The organism is Gelidibacter gilvus, assembly GCF_004115975.1.
GTDB lineage: Bacteria > Bacteroidota > Bacteroidia > Flavobacteriales > Flavobacteriaceae > Gelidibacter > Gelidibacter gilvus.
This window is the reverse complement of sequence record NZ_SDDZ01000020.1, coordinates 19,181-34,607: the sequence shown is the minus strand read 5'-3', so window position 1 is coordinate 34,607 and position 15,427 is coordinate 19,181. Positions and strand designations below refer to the sequence as shown.

Sequence of the window (15,427 nt, the reverse complement as noted above, 5' to 3'; positions counted from 1 at the left end):
ATATTTTGAGCTGGTAACTGCTTAATCCATAATAAGTTTATTTTTTATTGTATGTTGGATACGGAATATACTCATCTTCTTCACCTTCAATTTTAGGGAATGATTGATTCTTCCATTTTTCCTTAGCTTCTTCAATGCGTTCTTTGCTTGAGGACACAAAATTCCAGTCAATAAACCGTTCTTCGGCAAAAGGCTCGCCACCAAAAATATAGATGGTGCTGTTTTCCTGAATTGTAAATTCACATAATGTACTGTCTTTTGCCACTAACAACTGTTTTGGCTCATAAACATTCCCGCCACTTTCAATGGCGCCATCAAGAATATACAAACCTGATTCGCCAAAAAGCTCATCACCAATATTAACGGTTTGTCGTGTTTTACTTTTTATCTCGAGCATAAACAGTTTACTAAAAACTGGCACTGGCGATTTCCTGCCAAAAGCTTCGCCTGCTACCAGTTTAAACTGAAGATCTCCTTCCATCCAGCTTGGGATGTCACTCTCCTCAATATGAGAAAACTGCGGATCCATCAGCTCAAATTCTTTTGGTAGAGCCACCCAAATCTGCAAGCCGTGCATAAACAATGGCGAGTCCCGCAAATAGTCGGGAGTGCGTTCGGAGTGAACAATTCCTTTTCCTGCGGTCATCCAATTGACTGCCCCTGGCTTTATTTCCACTGCATTACCAAGCGTGTCTCGGTGCATGATACTACCCTCAAATAAAAAAGTTAGGGTTGAAAGTCCGATGTGTGGATGCGCGAGCACGTCAAAATTTTCTCGTTCATTTAATTTAACAGGCCCCATGTGGTCTATATAAATAAATGGTCCCACCATTCTTTTTTGTCGGAACGGCAATAACCGCCCAACCATAAACTTCCCGATGTTGGCGGCTCTTTCCTCTATTATTAGTTTGATATTTGACATAGTGACTTTTTTAAATATTGAGGTAAGTAAGTGTTTATGATTATGGTTTCTCTAGTTTATAGATGGTAGGCAAATGCCAGTGATATCTGACCGATAATAATCGAAATAAAACGATGGAAACGAGACAAATAATTTCAACCGGCATTTTGGGAACATCCAACATAAGCAAAAGGAAAAAAATGATGCCTCCGAAAATACACGTGGTCGCATAAATTTCCTTCTGGAAAATAAGTGGGATGTTGCTTAAGGAAACATCCCTGATCACACCGCCAAAACACGCTGTAATTGTTCCGAGTGAGATACTGATTATGGGATGTAAGTCAAGCGCAATTCCTGTTTGAATACCGACCACAGTAAAAAAACCGAGGCCGATAGAATCAAAAAACAACAACACGTTATGGTAATTTTTTATCACACTTTTAAAAAAAAGGACTGCAATTGTACTGATCAGCACAACTACTGCCGAACTCAGGTCGAGCATCCAATTGACGGGAACTTTGCCAATTAGGACATCACGCAAAGTACCGCCGCCCAATGCGGTTATAAAAGCAATAATAAAAACCCCAAAAACATCCAGTCTTTTTTCCATAGCGGCAAATGCCCCAGCAATACTAAAAGCTGCAGTGCCAACAATTTCAATAATTCGGAGAGATTCCATTACTTAGTTGGTTTTTGAGTTAGGCAATCTATTATGTAAATATGGTAAAAATCCCGTTGTGTTCCAGATCTAAATCAAAAACAAATAGGAATAGACCTTGATGGATTCAATCTCCATTTTAGCTTATTTTATCTCCTTTCCAATTGTTTTTGCAGTTTATCTTCTACAGAGGTCAACAGCGCATGGAAATCATCGCCATAATCGGAAGCAAAGGGATCATTCCCAGGAATGCCTAATCGGATACTGACCTGCTTTTGTTTTGTACTTTTATCTTTTTTATCTTCCAAATAGATATCTGCCCATTCGATTCTGTCATAAAAACGACTAAGGCGCGTAATAACTTTACCTATGGTATCCCTTACATCGTCTCCAATGCTAATATCTACCGCTTCAATGTTAATTTTTATTCCGGAAATGTTATCTGTGTATTTCATAAATATGTTTTTTATAGTATTATTAAATTTAAAGAATTCCTGCAAAATCAACTCGCTGTCACATATGATTCTAAGACGCATGACATGGGACAATTTTTGCTTTGAGAAAAAGATGGTTATTTACACATCATTTTATCATGTCCCATGTCCGACATCTTACTACCATAAGTCTCATTTAGAATTCTAAACCGATGGTTAAATTGGTCTTTGCTATAATTGCTATTTGATTTGCCTTCAGAAAATTGTGAGAAGTTATAATAGCATTTCAACCAATTATTTCAAATAGGCGGAATACATCCAAACCAGTTTTTCTTGTTCGCTAATATAATCGCTCATTAATGCATTGGTTCCTTCGTCTTCTGCATCAGCCGAAAGATCCAAAATCTCTCGTTGTAGGATGATGATGATTTTGAAGGATTCAAGCGTATCTTTCATGTCCTGAATTCCGTCGGCCACTTCAGAACTTTCTTTGATTTTAGCTTCTTTCTGATAAATAGAAAACTTGTGATTTGGAGTGTGGCCAAGGGTCCGAATGCGTTCTGCTACTTCATCAATTTTTATAAATAAATCTTCGTAAAGTTCTTGGAACTTGTCGTGTAGCTCGAAGAATTTATCTCCTTTAATGTTCCAGTGATAGCCTCTAACGTTCTGATAAAAAATCGAATAATCAGCTAAGAGTTCATTGAGTTTCTCTGCAAGTACTTTGGATTTTTGTATGTCCAATCCAATTGAATTTAATTTTGCCATTTTTTTAAGTTTTAAAGTTTATAATTTAATTTATTAATCAACGGTTGATATCAACCTGTGTTTTTACTTCTGAAGGGTCCAAATTCTTCATTTCATTAATCAAGAATTTAGTGGATTTCATTCTTGATTTTCCAGATAGCGCCATTTTTAGTGGTATGCTTTTCTAAATTGCCTTTTTCGACCAGCTCATTTAATTGTTTTTCACTCTCGTTTCTTGGAGCACCCGAAAGTTCAGAAAACTCTTTTGCGGTGAGTGAGGGGTATATTGAGAAGAGATTTTCCCAATTTTTACTGTATTCACTTTTTGCAGCATTTGGATTCAATTTAAGAATGGCCATTTCGTAAAAAGCATAAGGTCTGGTGCCATAAACGATTTCTTTCTGACCAGTATTATCTACAAAGAATAGGGTAGGGAAGCCTCTAACGCCCAATTCTCTTCCTAATTTCAAGTCTTCTTCAAACAATGCTTTTGCATTATTTTCAAAATCGGTTTTGAGTTTTTCTGTATTTAATCCTACTTTTTTGGCGGCAACTTCTAAATGCTCCCACTTTGCAATATTTTTCTTGTGTAGAAAAACTAGTTCCTTCATTTCACGAAGAAACAGGAGTGCTTTTTCAGGGTCTTGCAGTTCTGCTGCTTTAAAAGCGATGGATGGGGGATAAGAAGAGTCTAAAGGGTCTTCCAACCATAGGTCGCCGTCAATGGGCATGTCGTAATGAACACTCACTTCATCCCAATGTCCTGCCACGTCTGATGGTTTCCCAATCCCACCGCTATTATAATTCCAATCCGGCAATAAGCCTCCCATTCTATATTCGAATTCAATGGCATTACCGTATTCCAATTTAAGCTTACGCAGTTGAGGTTCTATGCCCCAACATGATGAACAAATAGGATCCGTGTAATAAATGACCTTTACGGATTTTTTTGTTGATGGTTTCGTGTTTTTGGATGAAGTGTCTGTATTTTCATCAGTTATTTCGCACATTCCCGTTTCTATGTCACATAACAGCGGATTGTTTTTTATTGCTTCTTTATTCATGTTTTTTTATTTTTAACGGTTTTGTAGGGACCGAGATTCTTAATCAATGTGAGTAATATTCTAAGTTAGTCTGAGCCAATTGTATTCCACAATAGCCATTATAGAACATACGAACATACTGATTACCCAGCCCACTTAAACTTCTTCGGAAGTTGCCAACTCCTCAATTTTTCTAATCTAACCGTTTTCAAAGGTGTTTATTTGAACCCATTTTAGGTTTAATTCCCTTACGGATCTTTATACTCTTTGATGTTCTTTACCCAAAACCACCACTTTGTTTCCTTCAACGATATATTATTGTGGTTGAAAATTGACAATTTCAGTTCTTTCAAGACTATTGGTAAAAAAATATTACACCTTTTTACTTTTCAAGCTTTTCATAAACTCCAGAAGGTACAAGTGGCGTACAATGGTAAATCCAGACGGTGTCATCTGAGATGGTTGCCACGAGTTTTTCTATATCGCCACTGCTAAATGTAGAGCACCTATTTTCTACACCTTTTCTTGCTGGATTTTTCAGGTTTTATATTATTGTTTTGCAAGTTGTAAGTGTACAATGATGTTGACGTCTTTACCAACACCGGCCGCTGCTGGGTCGAAATTAATGTTGTAATCAAACCTATTGATAGTTGTTTGGGCCTTTACACCTATTTTCTGACCTTGATCGCTGGTGACTGATCCACCATAATGCAGGTCAAAGATCACGTCTTTTGTAACATCCTTTATGGTCAGTTTCCCGTACAGTAAATACTCATTTGGTTTTCCGGTGGCCAAAATTTTTGTGCTTTTAAAAGTCATATTTGGGAATTTTTCTACATCAAAAAAATCGGCGCTTCTCAAGTGTTTATCTCGGTTTTCTACACTTGTATCAACACTATTTACTTTGACATTGAAATCAAAATTGGCATCTTTAAGTGCTTCTCCATCTGTAGTTAAGTTTCCTGTATATTCCAAGAACTTCCCATTCACAATACTAATTCCAGAATGTGAGATATTGAAATTTAACGAGGAGTGGTATGGATCTACCTTCCATTGTGTTTGTGCAAAAGAACTTACTGTAAAGAATAGTACAGCTACTAATGTCATAAGATTTCTCATTGTATTTAATTTTTTAAATGTTAATTTTTAATTGTTTACTCTATTTAAGAGAATTTGCTGATAGCTTTCACCATCAACTGAAATTATGATGCCTTCTGATTCCTTTTGAACCGTCTGACATTATATTTTTAATTAGGAGCGTTATTTCTTAGTATCAAACCCACTCCCAATTATTAGTATCAACTTTAATGGATTGTGGTCTTTTGAGAATTATTAAAAAACTCACAATCTTTTTGACTAAGCTATTTAAACAGTCCTATTGCGACACATGGGTTTCAACCCATTTTTCAAAGGCCACCATAAAGCTCTTCAAAAAGTCTTTGGTAGAGTCGTTTATTAACTTTCCATCAGCGTCAAATAGGTCTGCAGCATTTCCAATATAGGCTTCTGGTTGTGCCATGGCCGGTACATTTACGAAAGTCAACGACTGTCTCAAGTGGTGATTGGCTCCAAAGCCACTGATTGCACCAATAGAAACACTCACAATAGCTGCCGGTTTTCCATCCCAAGAATTTTCTCCATATGGTCGAGAACCTACATCAATCGCGTTTTTTAAAACCCCTGGAACAGAGCGGTTGTATTCCGGTGTCGCGAAGAGAAGGCCGTCTGCAGCTCTAATTTTTTCACGTAAGGCTACCCATTCCTTTGGAGGAGTTGCTTCCAGATCTTCATTGAACATAGGAAGACCTGATATGTCTAGAAGTTCGAGTGATAAGGATTCTGGAGCCATTGCCATCAATTCTTTGGCCGTTTTTAGATTGAAGGATTCTTTCCGAAGACTTCCTACAATTACTGCGATTTTGTGTTTTTTCATAAATTTGATTTAAAGGTTCATGTGAACTATTTCCATCTTTTAATGTGAAGAAGAGTCACTTTTTAGACTTAATTAAAAAAATGATCGGTCAGCACCTGGTAGTAAATTTTACCTAATACATTTGTAATTTGTAAGCAGTAATGGGTCCTAAACAATACATTCTTGCCGCAACCCAAGCAGCTCTGCGCGGTAGAGTTTTCAGTTTGCCCCGAAAACCCACACAAAAAAAAGGGGCTGGTACTCGCCCCGACCATTCCGCCTTTCGGCTTAATCTTTTAGCTCTGTGAGCCAATTAATTTCTTGAATCTTACTGTCGATCTCTCTAAATGCTCTTCCAGCTTGATCCATTTCATTTTGTAACTTTTTAATATCAATAGTCGTTTTAAGATTGTTGTCACCGCTATTATCTACTTGCGCAGCATATCTTATATTTCTTAGTTTCTCAGAAAGCATTTTTAAGGAATCTCTTTTTGCCAGTGCTTCCATCAGAGAACCTTCCCCTTCAACCTGGGTTTCATTATTGGTTTTATTTATTCTAATGACTATAGATTCTAAATCCTGAATTGTTTTTCTCAGTTGCGCAAGTAATTTATCCGGGTCTTCCTGCGGAAGCTTATCATCCGAAACAATGAGCACAGGCCTGATCCTGTTTTGAAGATGTTCGATCTTCTTCATGAGATCCGCTCTAAGTAATAGCCCTTCTGCAAGTTTGATTTTTTTATTTTTTACGGGTGTTTCTGACATTTTATATTATATATTTTTACTCATAAAGGACCTCTTATCGGTTCTTTAGAGCGCGTTAAAACAATAGGATCTCAATTAAGAGATTCTGGACAGTCTTAAAAACTATCTCCTAAGTTAGCAGTGATAGTATCCTTCACATTACCATAAACACGCAAAATCCCATTATCTATGGCAATGTGTGATGCCTAACTTTAATTCAAAAAACTATCCGTTGGTAGGTCTTGGTGCCCATCTATCATAAGGTGTCATGTCGAAGCTGTTGACTTCGTCCATGGTTAAACCAAGTGCTTTTGCTACGCCTTGCCCATATTCTGGATCGGCTTTGAAACAGTTTCTGATATGACGGATTTGGATAAATTTTTCTGCACCACCTACTTGTGCCGCTGTATTGTTGAATAATAAGTTTTCTTTTCCATCAGCTTTAATGATGCGGAACAAATCGCCTGGCTGAGTGAAGTAATCTTCATCATCATCCCTGAAATTATGAGCATAAGCTGAGCCATCCAATTCTAAAGGCGGTTCTTTTGCTTCAGGTTGTTCTTGCCATTCTCCATAACTGTTAGGATTGTAATGCAATGTGCCACCGTGGTTGCCATCAACGCGCATGGTGCCATCTCTATGATTGGAATGATATGGACACGTTGGTTTGTTTACGGGAATTTGATAGTGGTTTACTCCCAATCTATAGCGTTGTGCATCTCCGTAAGAAAACAATCGCCCTTGGAGCATTTTGTCTGGTGAGAATCCAATTCCGGGAACAATATTTAGTGGATTGAAAGCCGCTTGCTCCACATCTTGAAAATAGTTTTCTGGGTTTCTGTTCAATTCAAATTCTCCAACAGGAATAAGTGGGAAATCTTTTTTGGACCAAACTTTGGTCAAGTCGAAAGGATGGAAGCGGTATGTTTTCGCTTGTTCTTCCGTCATAATCTGAACAAACATTTTCCATTTCGGGAAATCTTTTCTTTCAATAGCGTCAAATAGATCTCTTTGAGAAAATTCTCTATCCATTCCAACAACTTTTATAGCTTCTTCATCAGATAGATTTTCAATACCTTGTTGACTTACAAAATGAAATTTCACCCAATGTCTTACATTCTCTTTGTTGATAAAACTGAAGGTATGACTTCCAAAACCGTGCATGTTTCTATAGCCTTTTGGAATGCCACGATCACTCATTGTAATGGTAACTTGGTGTAAGGATTCAGGAAGTAAGGTCCAGAAATCCCAGTTGTTGTTGGCACTTCTTAAATTGGTCTTTGGATCACGTTTAACAGCACGGTTTAAGTCTGGAAATTTCATCGGATCGCGGAAGAAAAATACAGGTGTATTATTTCCCACTAAATCCCAGATGCCTTCATCGGTATAAAACTTCAGTGCAAAACCTCTAATATCTCTTTCGGTATCTGCGGCACCTCTTTCGCCAGCAACGGTAGAAAATCGGCCAAACATATCGGTCTTTTTACCTACTTCACTAAAAATCTTAGCCTTTGTGTATTGTGTAATATCATGCGTTACAGTAAAAGTTCCAAAAGCGCCTGACCCCTTGGCGTGCATTCTTCTCTCAGGAATAACTTCTCGGTCAAAGTTGGCCATTTTCTCGAGAAACCAAGCATCCTGCATTAACATCGGTCCGCGTGGTCCAGCAGTTTGAACGTTTTGATTATCTCCAACCGGCGCTCCAGTTTGTCGTGTTAGTTTTGGTTTTTTATCTTCCATTGGTTTTGGATTTTAAATTAGTTATAAAGTTTTCCATTAGTTATTTAGCGAATCAAGTTACAATATTTCCGCTACTTGTCCGAGAACTTTAAAAATTTTTAACACCAGTTAAACCTTAAGAAAGGATAGATTTTGCACAGTAAATTCTTGTTCATGCTCTAGAATGTATGTGGGTAAGTAAGTTGTCACCAACAACGGTCATTCTTTTTAGATAGCCGTATAACCTCCATCAATAACCAATTCACTTCCAGTTGTAAATTTAGATTCGTCCGATATCAGATATAGAATTCCGTAGGCAATATCTATAGCTTCGCCAATATGTCCAATAGGATGTAGACTGTCCAAGTGCTTTCGGAACCCTGGGTCGCCTTGAGCTAATTCTTCCACTAATGGCGTCCATATAAATCCTGGATGAACAGAGTTCACTCTAATCTTGTCTTTTGCATATTGAATGGCATCGGTTTTTGACATGACCCGAACGGCTCCTTTAGAAGCATGGTATGGTGGTAAATCTGCTGCACCAACGATTCCATATATGGAAGAAATATTGACAATACTTCCACCTCCTGCTTTTTTCATGTGTGGAACGGCGTGTTTGGTACAAAAGAAAACGCCTTTAACATTAATGTCCATAACGCGGTCCCATTCTTTTTCGGTTACTTCTGACGAAGGCTTGTCTGGACCAGCAATTCCGGCATTGTTCACAGTGGCATCTAGTCTGCCATATTCTTTGACCACTTCGGCATAAACGTTCTCAACTTCTTTTTCGTTAGACACATCAAGATGCCAGTATTTCGCTTTCCCACCTGCCTGTTTGATCTCTTCAACCAATGCCTGTCCTTCTTTGTCAAGAATATCAGTCACTGCTACTTTGGCTCCTTGTTTTGCTAACAAAAGACTCGTTTCACGACCTATTCCCAATGCACCACCAGTTACAATGACGACTTTATTTTCTGCTCTTTTCATAATTTTTATTTTTAAAGGTTAAACTCTATCTTCATATATCATTCTCATCATAATAAACTGATTCTCAGCTTATCTTCATTTCAAAGATAATTGGTTAAGGTGTCAAATGAAATGACCTAGGTCACTGGGTTGAAATATCTTTGTTAAGATTGATGGAAGAAGATCGGAGATGGGTCTTTGTTCAAAAGAGTTATCCAAAGAGTTATCCAAAGACGCCTTCTTTATTCCCACCATATGGTTTTAATACCCCGAGGTTCTTAATTCTTATCATAAGAAATGAGCATGTTTGTTTGGTATCATGATCAATAGCTTCATCCCTTTTTTAGGTCTGGAATTTATTGATGGGCTCAGCGGGGTAGGCGTTTCTGGAATAATCTTGCGGACTTTGTCATTGAATTCCTGAGTGGTATCCTTCTGAGGTCAGTAATGTATTAGAAGAGAAAGGAGTAGATTGTAACTTAAGGATGGCAATCAGATTTGAGGCAAAAATAAGATAGTCAAATGTAATGGTACAGGGCGCTTTGAGATTAAAAATATTTCATTACTTTAGCTGCAAACTGACCAAAACAATTCAAATCTTACGATAGAGCAGTTTTGGCAGAATAATTCAATCACCACAAATAAAATAAAAAATGCAAGGATCTAAAAGTAATCCGGGAGTCATTTCCACATCAGATGGGCAGATTACCCTGTTCTATAATTCCAGATCTCAAAGAGGCAAACAAACCTTGGTCTATGCCAAAACGCATGGTCTCCCTTTAGAAAAAATTGATCTCTTAAAAACCCCATTAACTGGGACTCAAATTACTGAATTGGCGAAGCGCTTGGGTCTTAACATCGAAGAATTGGTCAATCAGCAACATTATAAATACAGAAAAAAATTTACTGCTCAAAGTTTTACTTCTGAAGATTGGATTACCGTGATACAGAACCATCCTGAAATCATGAAACAGCCCATAGCATTGCGGGGCAATAAGACCATTTTGGTGGAAACGCCAACGGATATCATACGGATATGAGTTGAGGCTTATGGTGATGTATCCCTATTGGATATGCGACTAAGTAATTCTAATTTAACTGTGCTTATTTTATAATACTTCTAAGCTATTATTCGATCCATTGGTCAATTTTATAAGTGTTAGAGTCGTCCTTCGGACTGTGTCTAATGATCCCTGTTTTTATTCCTTAAAATTAAATAATGCTTGAGCAATGCTATTTACCGCATCGGTCATAATTTCAAAGTCTAAAGTTTCAATGGTATCTCTGGATGTATGGTAATGTGGATTTCCATGGCCTGCGGTGCCAATAACCATTACCGCAGGAATATCATAAGGCCAATAATTGCGATGATCCGAAGGGCCATTATTTAGGTCATTATCGGCAAGAGAAAAACGTTGGGAGTCCATTCTTCCTTCTGCTCTCAACAGCTCGGAGATTTTTAAGTTAAACTCATCATACCTTTTAATCCCAGAAACTATCAGTCGGTTTTTATAAAAAGAAATCGCGTTGGAAATCTGCTTTTCTTCGTGATAGTAACCTATCATTTCAAGTGCGATCATTCCTATGTATTCCTTGTCGGTATTTGCAATGGAATTTGCATGAATATAACTTCCCATGTTTTTTGTTTTAAAAAAAGGAGGTTCCTCCAAACAAAAAGAAACGAAATCAATTCCGTAGTCCAACGCCAATTTATTTTTATTTAGCATTCGTGTGATTTCCAATAAACCGGCTACACTACTAGCATTGTCATCTGCTCCAGATTGTTCTTTATATACATCATAATGAGCTCCAATAATAAAGCGTTTTGTTTTTTTGGGTTGATAAGCAGCGATAATGTTTTCGTAAATATTTCCTTTAACCTTCCAATGTTGTCTATGGGTTAGCAAGCCATTTTTCATCATTTCCTCCTGGATATAATCTGCCGATTTTCGAAGACTTTCAATGTTTTTATAATTTCGATATGGTTGTATAGAGGTCAAGAACTCTACATGCCTGTATAAATTTTCTATATTAGCTTCCATTTTTATTTACTTTATACGAGTGTTATGCCTAAACTTTTCATGGTTGGAAACATCAGATAATTCCTCTCAAATTTCTCCTCTTTTTATGGCGACCGATAATTTCAAGTTTATTTTTGATTAGGCAACTGCTTTACTTTTTCATGGCGGTTTTAACTTCTATTGCGCGATGTTCGCCATTAATATTCCAAGACAAAATAATATAAACCACATCCTTGTCGAATTTATCTTTTAATATGGTTGCAATTAATTCCCATATTTCAACTCTCGAATGGTCAGTTAAATATATTAATCCAAGTTGAAATAACAAGTTTGAGATCTTTCCTTTTTTCAGCTGTCATATAATCAATCAATATTTTTTCAAATATAAGTTACATTACCATCCGTTTAAAGAATAGTGATTGGTTTGTATTGCACCTGTTCCTAATGTTACTTTAGTTGTTCGTGTATGGTTAGGCAGCCCATTAATCAGAACGAAGATGCGGTAGGTTGGAAAAAATATAGAAGGAAATCCCTGTTAGCCGATCGCGAGCTGCGAGGTCCGAGCGAAGCCAACTGGAGAACCAATCTCCGTAATTCATTCGGCACTAATTTTGAATTTTAAGATTCGCGAAGTTAATTGTGTGCAATTTGGTGACACCTACTATCAACCTATTAAAGTAGATGGTAATTACATGTGTGTGATTGTTGAGGTTAAAGCAGAGTGATTGTAAATAACTTTAGCTTTTTTTGGCGGCAGAATATTTCTTAACCAAATGATCAACTGAAAACGTATCCCAATCTCTAGGTAATAGGAGCAAGGTCACTAATAGGACTGTCCGATACATTACATGAGATAAATCCCAAATGGGTTCAGCTAATCCATGTCCAAAAGTCACAATAACTAAAACAGATGCAAGTGCATATAAGGCATAGTTGGTTCTTAATCCTAATACTAAGAGAAAACCTCCAATCAACTCAAAATAGGATGTATAATAAGCGGTTGCATAAATTATAAATTCAGGTAATATGTCTTTGAAGGTTCCATGAAAGAAGTCTGCATTGATTACATTATCCATGCCCCAAGTAAATATTTTCCCAAAGCCTTGCATTAAAAAGATCAACCCTAAAATCAATCTCACTGTAAGTGTACTAACTGTTTTATTTAAATTCGTTATATTCATAATAATCTCTTTCTATAATATGGCTATAAGCTAAAATTAATTTAAGTTTCTAATTTATCCACTTGTCGGTCGCGCACATATGCCGTAATTGTTGTTTTAGAGTTTAAGATTCTATTTCTGTTGAAGACAATTCTTTTATCATATTAAAATTCCACAACTTTTCGATGCGAGCTTGATTTATACTAAAAACAAAAACCTTGCTAAAATAAATTAGCAAGGTTTTGTAGTATTGGTGCTTCCACCATGTGACCCGACTGGGGCTCGAACCCAGGACCCTAACATTAAAAGTGTTATGCTCTACCAACTGAGCTATCGAGTCATTTCTTCAATGAGGGTGCAAATATAAAAGGTTTTATTAATATTCAAACCCTTTCTTTGAAATATTTTTTGTTTTTTTGTTGTGCCGTTGGCTATGTTTTTAAGAATCAATTTATAAGCTGTTTTATGAGTATTGTTTTAATTGGATATATGGGGTCTGGAAAGTCCACTATTGGAAGGAAACTTGCAAAAATTGTCGATTTCGAATTTATCGACTTGGATGATTACATTCAAAAAAAAGAGAATTTGAGCATTCCACAGATTTTCGAAACGAAAGGTGAAATTTATTTCAGGAAAAAAGAACATCTGTATTTAAAGGAAGTTTTACAATTGAGCAATATAATCTTGTCGCTTGGAGGTGGAACACCATGTTACGGGAGCAATATGGACGCCATTTTGAATGCTGAGGGCGCGCATAGTATTTATTTGAAAAGTTCAATTCCTAGTCTTGTCAAAAGATTAACTCCTGAGAAAGCACAGCGGCCCTTGATTGCACATCTAAAAACTGAAGAAGAATTGACAGAGTTTATAGGGAAACATCTTTTTGAACGTTCTTTCTATTATAGCCAGAGCAATCAAACCGTGGTTACGGATGGTAAAAGTATAGCGGTTATCGCGGAAGAAATCGTAGCCAGCTTATTTTAAGAAGGCCTCATAGACTTTTCCTGTTAAAACGACCTCTACATGCTCATGTAACGATGTGGACAAGGAAATACCTTTAAAATCTGCTTTCACTGGGAATTTCTTGTGATTTCTATTCACAAGTACCGCTGTTTTGAATTGTTTCAATGGGACATCCAAAAAATGTTTCACGCCGTAAATGAGCGTGCTCCCAGAATTAAGAACGTCGTCAATAAGTACAATGGATTTGTTACTATAATCTGATGCAGCAACAGAAGTGGTAATAGGGGTCAGGGGATTTTTTTTATCAATGGTGACCCTGCACAACACCGATTTTAAATCGGAGATTTTATCGAGATTGGATTTCAGTTTCTCGGCCAGGATGTAGCCATTGGCATCTATTCCTGCTAAAATAACTTCTGTGCCATCCACATTACTTTCATAAATCTGATAGGCAATGCGTCTTATTTTATGATTGATCTCCTGATGGTTGAGAATGGTTTGTTTTGACGTGGTCATTTTTGGTTCTTGTTTTTTCAAAGATAAATAAAGTGTTCTTTTTAATCGTCATCATTGGTCTCATAATAATCGTCAATATCCCGACGGTCTTTTTTGGTTGGCCGTCCAGATCCTGTTTTACGATAATAATCTTTGGAGTATTTTAATAGTTCTTGAGCTTCAAAAGCTTCTTTTGGTGTGATGTCTTTTCTGTAAATATCAACAAGTTTGGCACCAACACGATTTGGCGGAATGTCGTTAACGATGAGTTGGTAGTTGATCTGGTCTTTGCGCAATTCTACCTTATCCGTAGCATAAACTTCCCGGCTGGGTTTGACTGCCTGACCGTTAATTTTGATATGCCCTTTTTTGCACGCTTCTGTGGCAATGGTGCGTGTTTTATAGTATCGAACACACCAAAGAAATTTATCGATTCGCATATTAAAAGATTTAAAACTACGTTAATGTTGTTGTGCAAACATATTATATTATTGTATCTTGCCGGCAAAAATAAGCAATATTGAAACATTCTTTGACAGCTCATTTTGTTTGCTCAATTTAATGATTTTAAGTGTATTGTGATTTGCCTTTGAAAATGAATAAAATTAAATTGATGAAATTAAAAACCTACGTCTTCTCAACTTTATGTTTTTTAGCCTTATTGTCCTCTTGTAAAAAAGACGATGACAATTCTTTCGAATTAGTTCCAGAACGTGACCGCACCGAGCAACAAGTGGCTGATTTTGATTCTTTACAGAATTATTTAAAAACCCATTATTACAACCGTGCTACCTTTGCAGAACCTGGAGATCACAGTATTTCTGAGATAATCATTAAGGAATTGCCAAAAGATGCCAGTGGTAATTATTTGGACATGCCAGACCCTGACAATAATCAAATGTTGAGTGTGGCTGTAGACATCGACAATCCGAAAACAACAAAATATTTAGATGTAGAATATCAGTTCTATGTTTTAGAGCTTAATAAAGGTGGTGGTGTAAATCCAAATTTTCCTGATAATGTGAGAATGAATTATGACGGATTTTTTCCCAATGGAACCACCTTCGACAATAGCGTGACACCAATAGAAATGGATCTTATGACCCTAATTCCTGGATGGAGAGAGGTCATTCCTAATTTTAAAACGGCTGAAGGTTATGTTGAAAATAGTGATGGTACTGTAACCTTTACTAATTATGGTCTTGGAGTCATGTTCTTACCTTCTGGATTGGGTTATTATGCTACTCCAAAAGGTAGCGTTCCTGCTTATGCCAATTTGAATTTTAAATTTGAATTGTACCAAACAGAAATCAATGACCATGATGGTGATGGCATCCCTTCTTATATGGAAGATTTGGATGGCAATAAGAATCTATATGACGTCGATACCGACGGTGATGGCGTCCCTAACTTTTTGGATCCAGATGATGATGGCGACCGTGTATTGACTAAAAATGAAATGACCAGACAGACGTATACAGTGGACACCAATATTGGCGAAGAAGAGCCGGTTTTGGCAGAAGGTGAGTTTCTAAGAAGTAGAAGCAATAACGCAGGCATCCTAAACATTAAAACTCTGAAGTATGTAGATTCTGACGAAGATGGCGTTTGGGATCATCTTCAAAAAGACGTTAAAAAAGATTACAGTCTAGATGAATAAATAA

General features: G+C 36.9%; 17 protein-coding genes and 1 tRNA gene. 3 read left to right on the top strand and 15 right to left on the bottom strand.

Going from position 1 to position 15,427, the window contains the following annotated elements; translation table 11 throughout:
* Positions 1-37 precede the first annotated feature (37 nt).
* The 10 genes from ESZ48_RS18590 to ESZ48_RS18545 all read right to left on the bottom strand — a co-directional run bounded on the left by ESZ48_RS18590 (position 38) and on the right by ESZ48_RS18545 (position 9,145).
* Complete coding sequence (locus ESZ48_RS18590) at positions 38-922, bottom strand: pirin family protein (protein WP_129019008.1); 885 nt, start codon at positions 920-922, stop codon at positions 38-40.
* Between the two features lie 40 nt (positions 923-962).
* Positions 963-1,580, bottom strand: a complete 618-nt coding sequence (locus tag ESZ48_RS18585; protein ID WP_129019007.1) for a trimeric intracellular cation channel family protein — start codon at positions 1,578-1,580, stop codon at positions 963-965.
* Between the two features lie 128 nt (positions 1,581-1,708).
* Entirely contained in the window at positions 1,709-2,014 is a 306-nt protein-coding gene (gene hpf, locus ESZ48_RS18580; protein WP_190246306.1) for a ribosome hibernation-promoting factor, HPF/YfiA family, read from the bottom strand.
* Positions 2,015-2,287: 273 nt separating this feature from the next.
* A complete protein-coding gene (locus tag ESZ48_RS18575; RefSeq protein ID WP_129019005.1) occupies positions 2,288-2,761 on the bottom strand; it encodes a Dps family protein in 474 nt (157 codons plus the stop codon).
* Between the two features lie 107 nt (positions 2,762-2,868).
* Complete coding sequence (locus ESZ48_RS18570) at positions 2,869-3,804, bottom strand: ClpXP adapter SpxH family protein (RefSeq protein ID WP_129019004.1); 936 nt, start codon at positions 3,802-3,804, stop codon at positions 2,869-2,871.
* Between the two features lie 528 nt (positions 3,805-4,332).
* Positions 4,333-4,902: a YceI family protein gene (locus ESZ48_RS18565; RefSeq protein WP_129019003.1), complete on the bottom strand. Its 570-nt coding sequence runs from the start codon at positions 4,900-4,902 to the stop codon at positions 4,333-4,335.
* A 256-nt stretch (positions 4,903-5,158) separates the two neighbouring features.
* The gene (locus ESZ48_RS18560; RefSeq protein WP_129019002.1) at positions 5,159-5,716 is read right to left on the bottom strand and encodes an NADPH-dependent FMN reductase; all 558 of its coding nucleotides are present in this window, start codon (positions 5,714-5,716) and stop codon (positions 5,159-5,161) included.
* 267 nt (positions 5,717-5,983) lie between these two features.
* Positions 5,984-6,460 (bottom strand): DIP1984 family protein, encoded by a 477-nt coding sequence (locus tag ESZ48_RS18555; protein ID WP_129019001.1) that lies wholly within the window; start codon positions 6,458-6,460, stop codon positions 5,984-5,986.
* A 204-nt stretch (positions 6,461-6,664) separates the two neighbouring features.
* Entirely contained in the window at positions 6,665-8,179 is a 1,515-nt protein-coding gene (locus ESZ48_RS18550) for a catalase (RefSeq protein WP_129019000.1), read from the bottom strand.
* Between the two features lie 207 nt (positions 8,180-8,386).
* A complete protein-coding gene (locus tag ESZ48_RS18545) occupies positions 8,387-9,145 on the bottom strand; it encodes an SDR family NAD(P)-dependent oxidoreductase (RefSeq protein ID WP_129018999.1) in 759 nt (252 codons plus the stop codon).
* 632 nt (positions 9,146-9,777) lie between these two features.
* On the opposite strand from ESZ48_RS18545, the gene ESZ48_RS18540 reads away from it, so the two are divergent.
* Entirely contained in the window at positions 9,778-10,164 is a 387-nt protein-coding gene (locus ESZ48_RS18540) for an arsenate reductase family protein (protein ID WP_129018998.1), read from the top strand.
* Positions 10,165-10,323: 159 nt separating this feature from the next.
* Here ESZ48_RS18540 and ESZ48_RS18535 read toward each other — a convergent pair whose 3' ends face one another.
* From ESZ48_RS18535 to ESZ48_RS18525, 3 genes are all read right to left on the bottom strand, one after another.
* A complete protein-coding gene (locus tag ESZ48_RS18535; RefSeq protein ID WP_129018997.1) occupies positions 10,324-11,166 on the bottom strand; it encodes a M28 family peptidase in 843 nt (280 codons plus the stop codon).
* A 716-nt stretch (positions 11,167-11,882) separates the two neighbouring features.
* Complete coding sequence (locus tag ESZ48_RS18530) at positions 11,883-12,326, bottom strand: DoxX family protein (protein WP_129018996.1); 444 nt, start codon at positions 12,324-12,326, stop codon at positions 11,883-11,885.
* Between the two features lie 246 nt (positions 12,327-12,572).
* A tRNA-Lys gene (locus tag ESZ48_RS18525) sits at positions 12,573-12,645 on the bottom strand.
* A 125-nt stretch (positions 12,646-12,770) separates the two neighbouring features.
* Between ESZ48_RS18525 and ESZ48_RS18520 the strand changes: the two genes are divergently transcribed.
* Positions 12,771-13,289, top strand: coding sequence for a shikimate kinase (locus ESZ48_RS18520; RefSeq protein ID WP_129018995.1), 519 nt, complete (start codon positions 12,771-12,773; stop codon positions 13,287-13,289).
* On the opposite strand, the gene ESZ48_RS18515 is transcribed toward ESZ48_RS18520, so the two are convergent.
* Both ESZ48_RS18515 and ESZ48_RS18510 read right to left on the bottom strand, forming a co-directional pair.
* Positions 13,281-13,784, bottom strand: a complete 504-nt coding sequence (locus ESZ48_RS18515; protein WP_129019026.1) for a phosphoribosyltransferase family protein — start codon at positions 13,782-13,784, stop codon at positions 13,281-13,283. The genes ESZ48_RS18520 and ESZ48_RS18515 overlap by 9 nt on opposite strands.
* A 41-nt stretch (positions 13,785-13,825) precedes the next feature.
* Positions 13,826-14,203: an RNA-binding S4 domain-containing protein gene (locus tag ESZ48_RS18510; RefSeq protein ID WP_129018994.1), complete on the bottom strand. Its 378-nt coding sequence runs from the start codon at positions 14,201-14,203 to the stop codon at positions 13,826-13,828.
* A 155-nt stretch (positions 14,204-14,358) separates the two neighbouring features.
* On the opposite strand from ESZ48_RS18510, the gene ESZ48_RS18505 reads away from it, so the two are divergent.
* The gene (locus ESZ48_RS18505; protein ID WP_129018993.1) at positions 14,359-15,423 is read left to right on the top strand and encodes an FKBP-type peptidyl-prolyl cis-trans isomerase; all 1,065 of its coding nucleotides are present in this window, start codon (positions 14,359-14,361) and stop codon (positions 15,421-15,423) included.
* The last annotated feature ends 4 nt before the right edge of the window (positions 15,424-15,427 follow it).

What these genes read in the sequence shown, in the direction of transcription:
- ESZ48_RS18590 (WP_129019008.1), bottom strand. Translation starts at nt 922, where the DNA reads ATGTCAAATATCAAACTAATAATAGAGGAAAGAGCCGCCAACATCGGG.
- ESZ48_RS18585 (WP_129019007.1), bottom strand. Translation starts at nt 1,580, where the DNA reads ATGGAATCTCTCCGAATTATTGAAATTGTTGGCACTGCAGCTTTTAGT.
- hpf (WP_190246306.1), bottom strand. Translation starts at nt 2,014, where the DNA reads ATGAAATACACAGATAACATTTCCGGAATAAAAATTAACATTGAAGCG.
- ESZ48_RS18575 (WP_129019005.1), bottom strand. Translation starts at nt 2,761, where the DNA reads ATGGCAAAATTAAATTCAATTGGATTGGACATACAAAAATCCAAAGTA.
- ESZ48_RS18570 (WP_129019004.1), bottom strand. Translation starts at nt 3,804, where the DNA reads ATGAATAAAGAAGCAATAAAAAACAATCCGCTGTTATGTGACATAGAA.
- ESZ48_RS18565 (WP_129019003.1), bottom strand. Translation starts at nt 4,902, where the DNA reads ATGAGAAATCTTATGACATTAGTAGCTGTACTATTCTTTACAGTAAGT.
- ESZ48_RS18560 (WP_129019002.1), bottom strand. Translation starts at nt 5,716, where the DNA reads ATGAAAAAACACAAAATCGCAGTAATTGTAGGAAGTCTTCGGAAAGAA.
- ESZ48_RS18555 (WP_129019001.1), bottom strand. Translation starts at nt 6,460, where the DNA reads ATGTCAGAAACACCCGTAAAAAATAAAAAAATCAAACTTGCAGAAGGG.
- ESZ48_RS18550 (WP_129019000.1), bottom strand. Translation starts at nt 8,179, where the DNA reads ATGGAAGATAAAAAACCAAAACTAACACGACAAACTGGAGCGCCGGTT.
- ESZ48_RS18545 (WP_129018999.1), bottom strand. Translation starts at nt 9,145, where the DNA reads ATGAAAAGAGCAGAAAATAAAGTCGTCATTGTAACTGGTGGTGCATTG.
- ESZ48_RS18540 (WP_129018998.1), top strand. Translation starts at nt 9,778, where the DNA reads ATGCAAGGATCTAAAAGTAATCCGGGAGTCATTTCCACATCAGATGGG.
- ESZ48_RS18535 (WP_129018997.1), bottom strand. Translation starts at nt 11,166, where the DNA reads ATGGAAGCTAATATAGAAAATTTATACAGGCATGTAGAGTTCTTGACC.
- ESZ48_RS18530 (WP_129018996.1), bottom strand. Translation starts at nt 12,326, where the DNA reads ATGAATATAACGAATTTAAATAAAACAGTTAGTACACTTACAGTGAGA.
- ESZ48_RS18520 (WP_129018995.1), top strand. Translation starts at nt 12,771, where the DNA reads ATGAGTATTGTTTTAATTGGATATATGGGGTCTGGAAAGTCCACTATT.
- ESZ48_RS18515 (WP_129019026.1), bottom strand. Translation starts at nt 13,784, where the DNA reads ATGACCACGTCAAAACAAACCATTCTCAACCATCAGGAGATCAATCAT.
- ESZ48_RS18510 (WP_129018994.1), bottom strand. Translation starts at nt 14,203, where the DNA reads ATGCGAATCGATAAATTTCTTTGGTGTGTTCGATACTATAAAACACGC.
- ESZ48_RS18505 (WP_129018993.1), top strand. Translation starts at nt 14,359, where the DNA reads ATGAATAAAATTAAATTGATGAAATTAAAAACCTACGTCTTCTCAACT.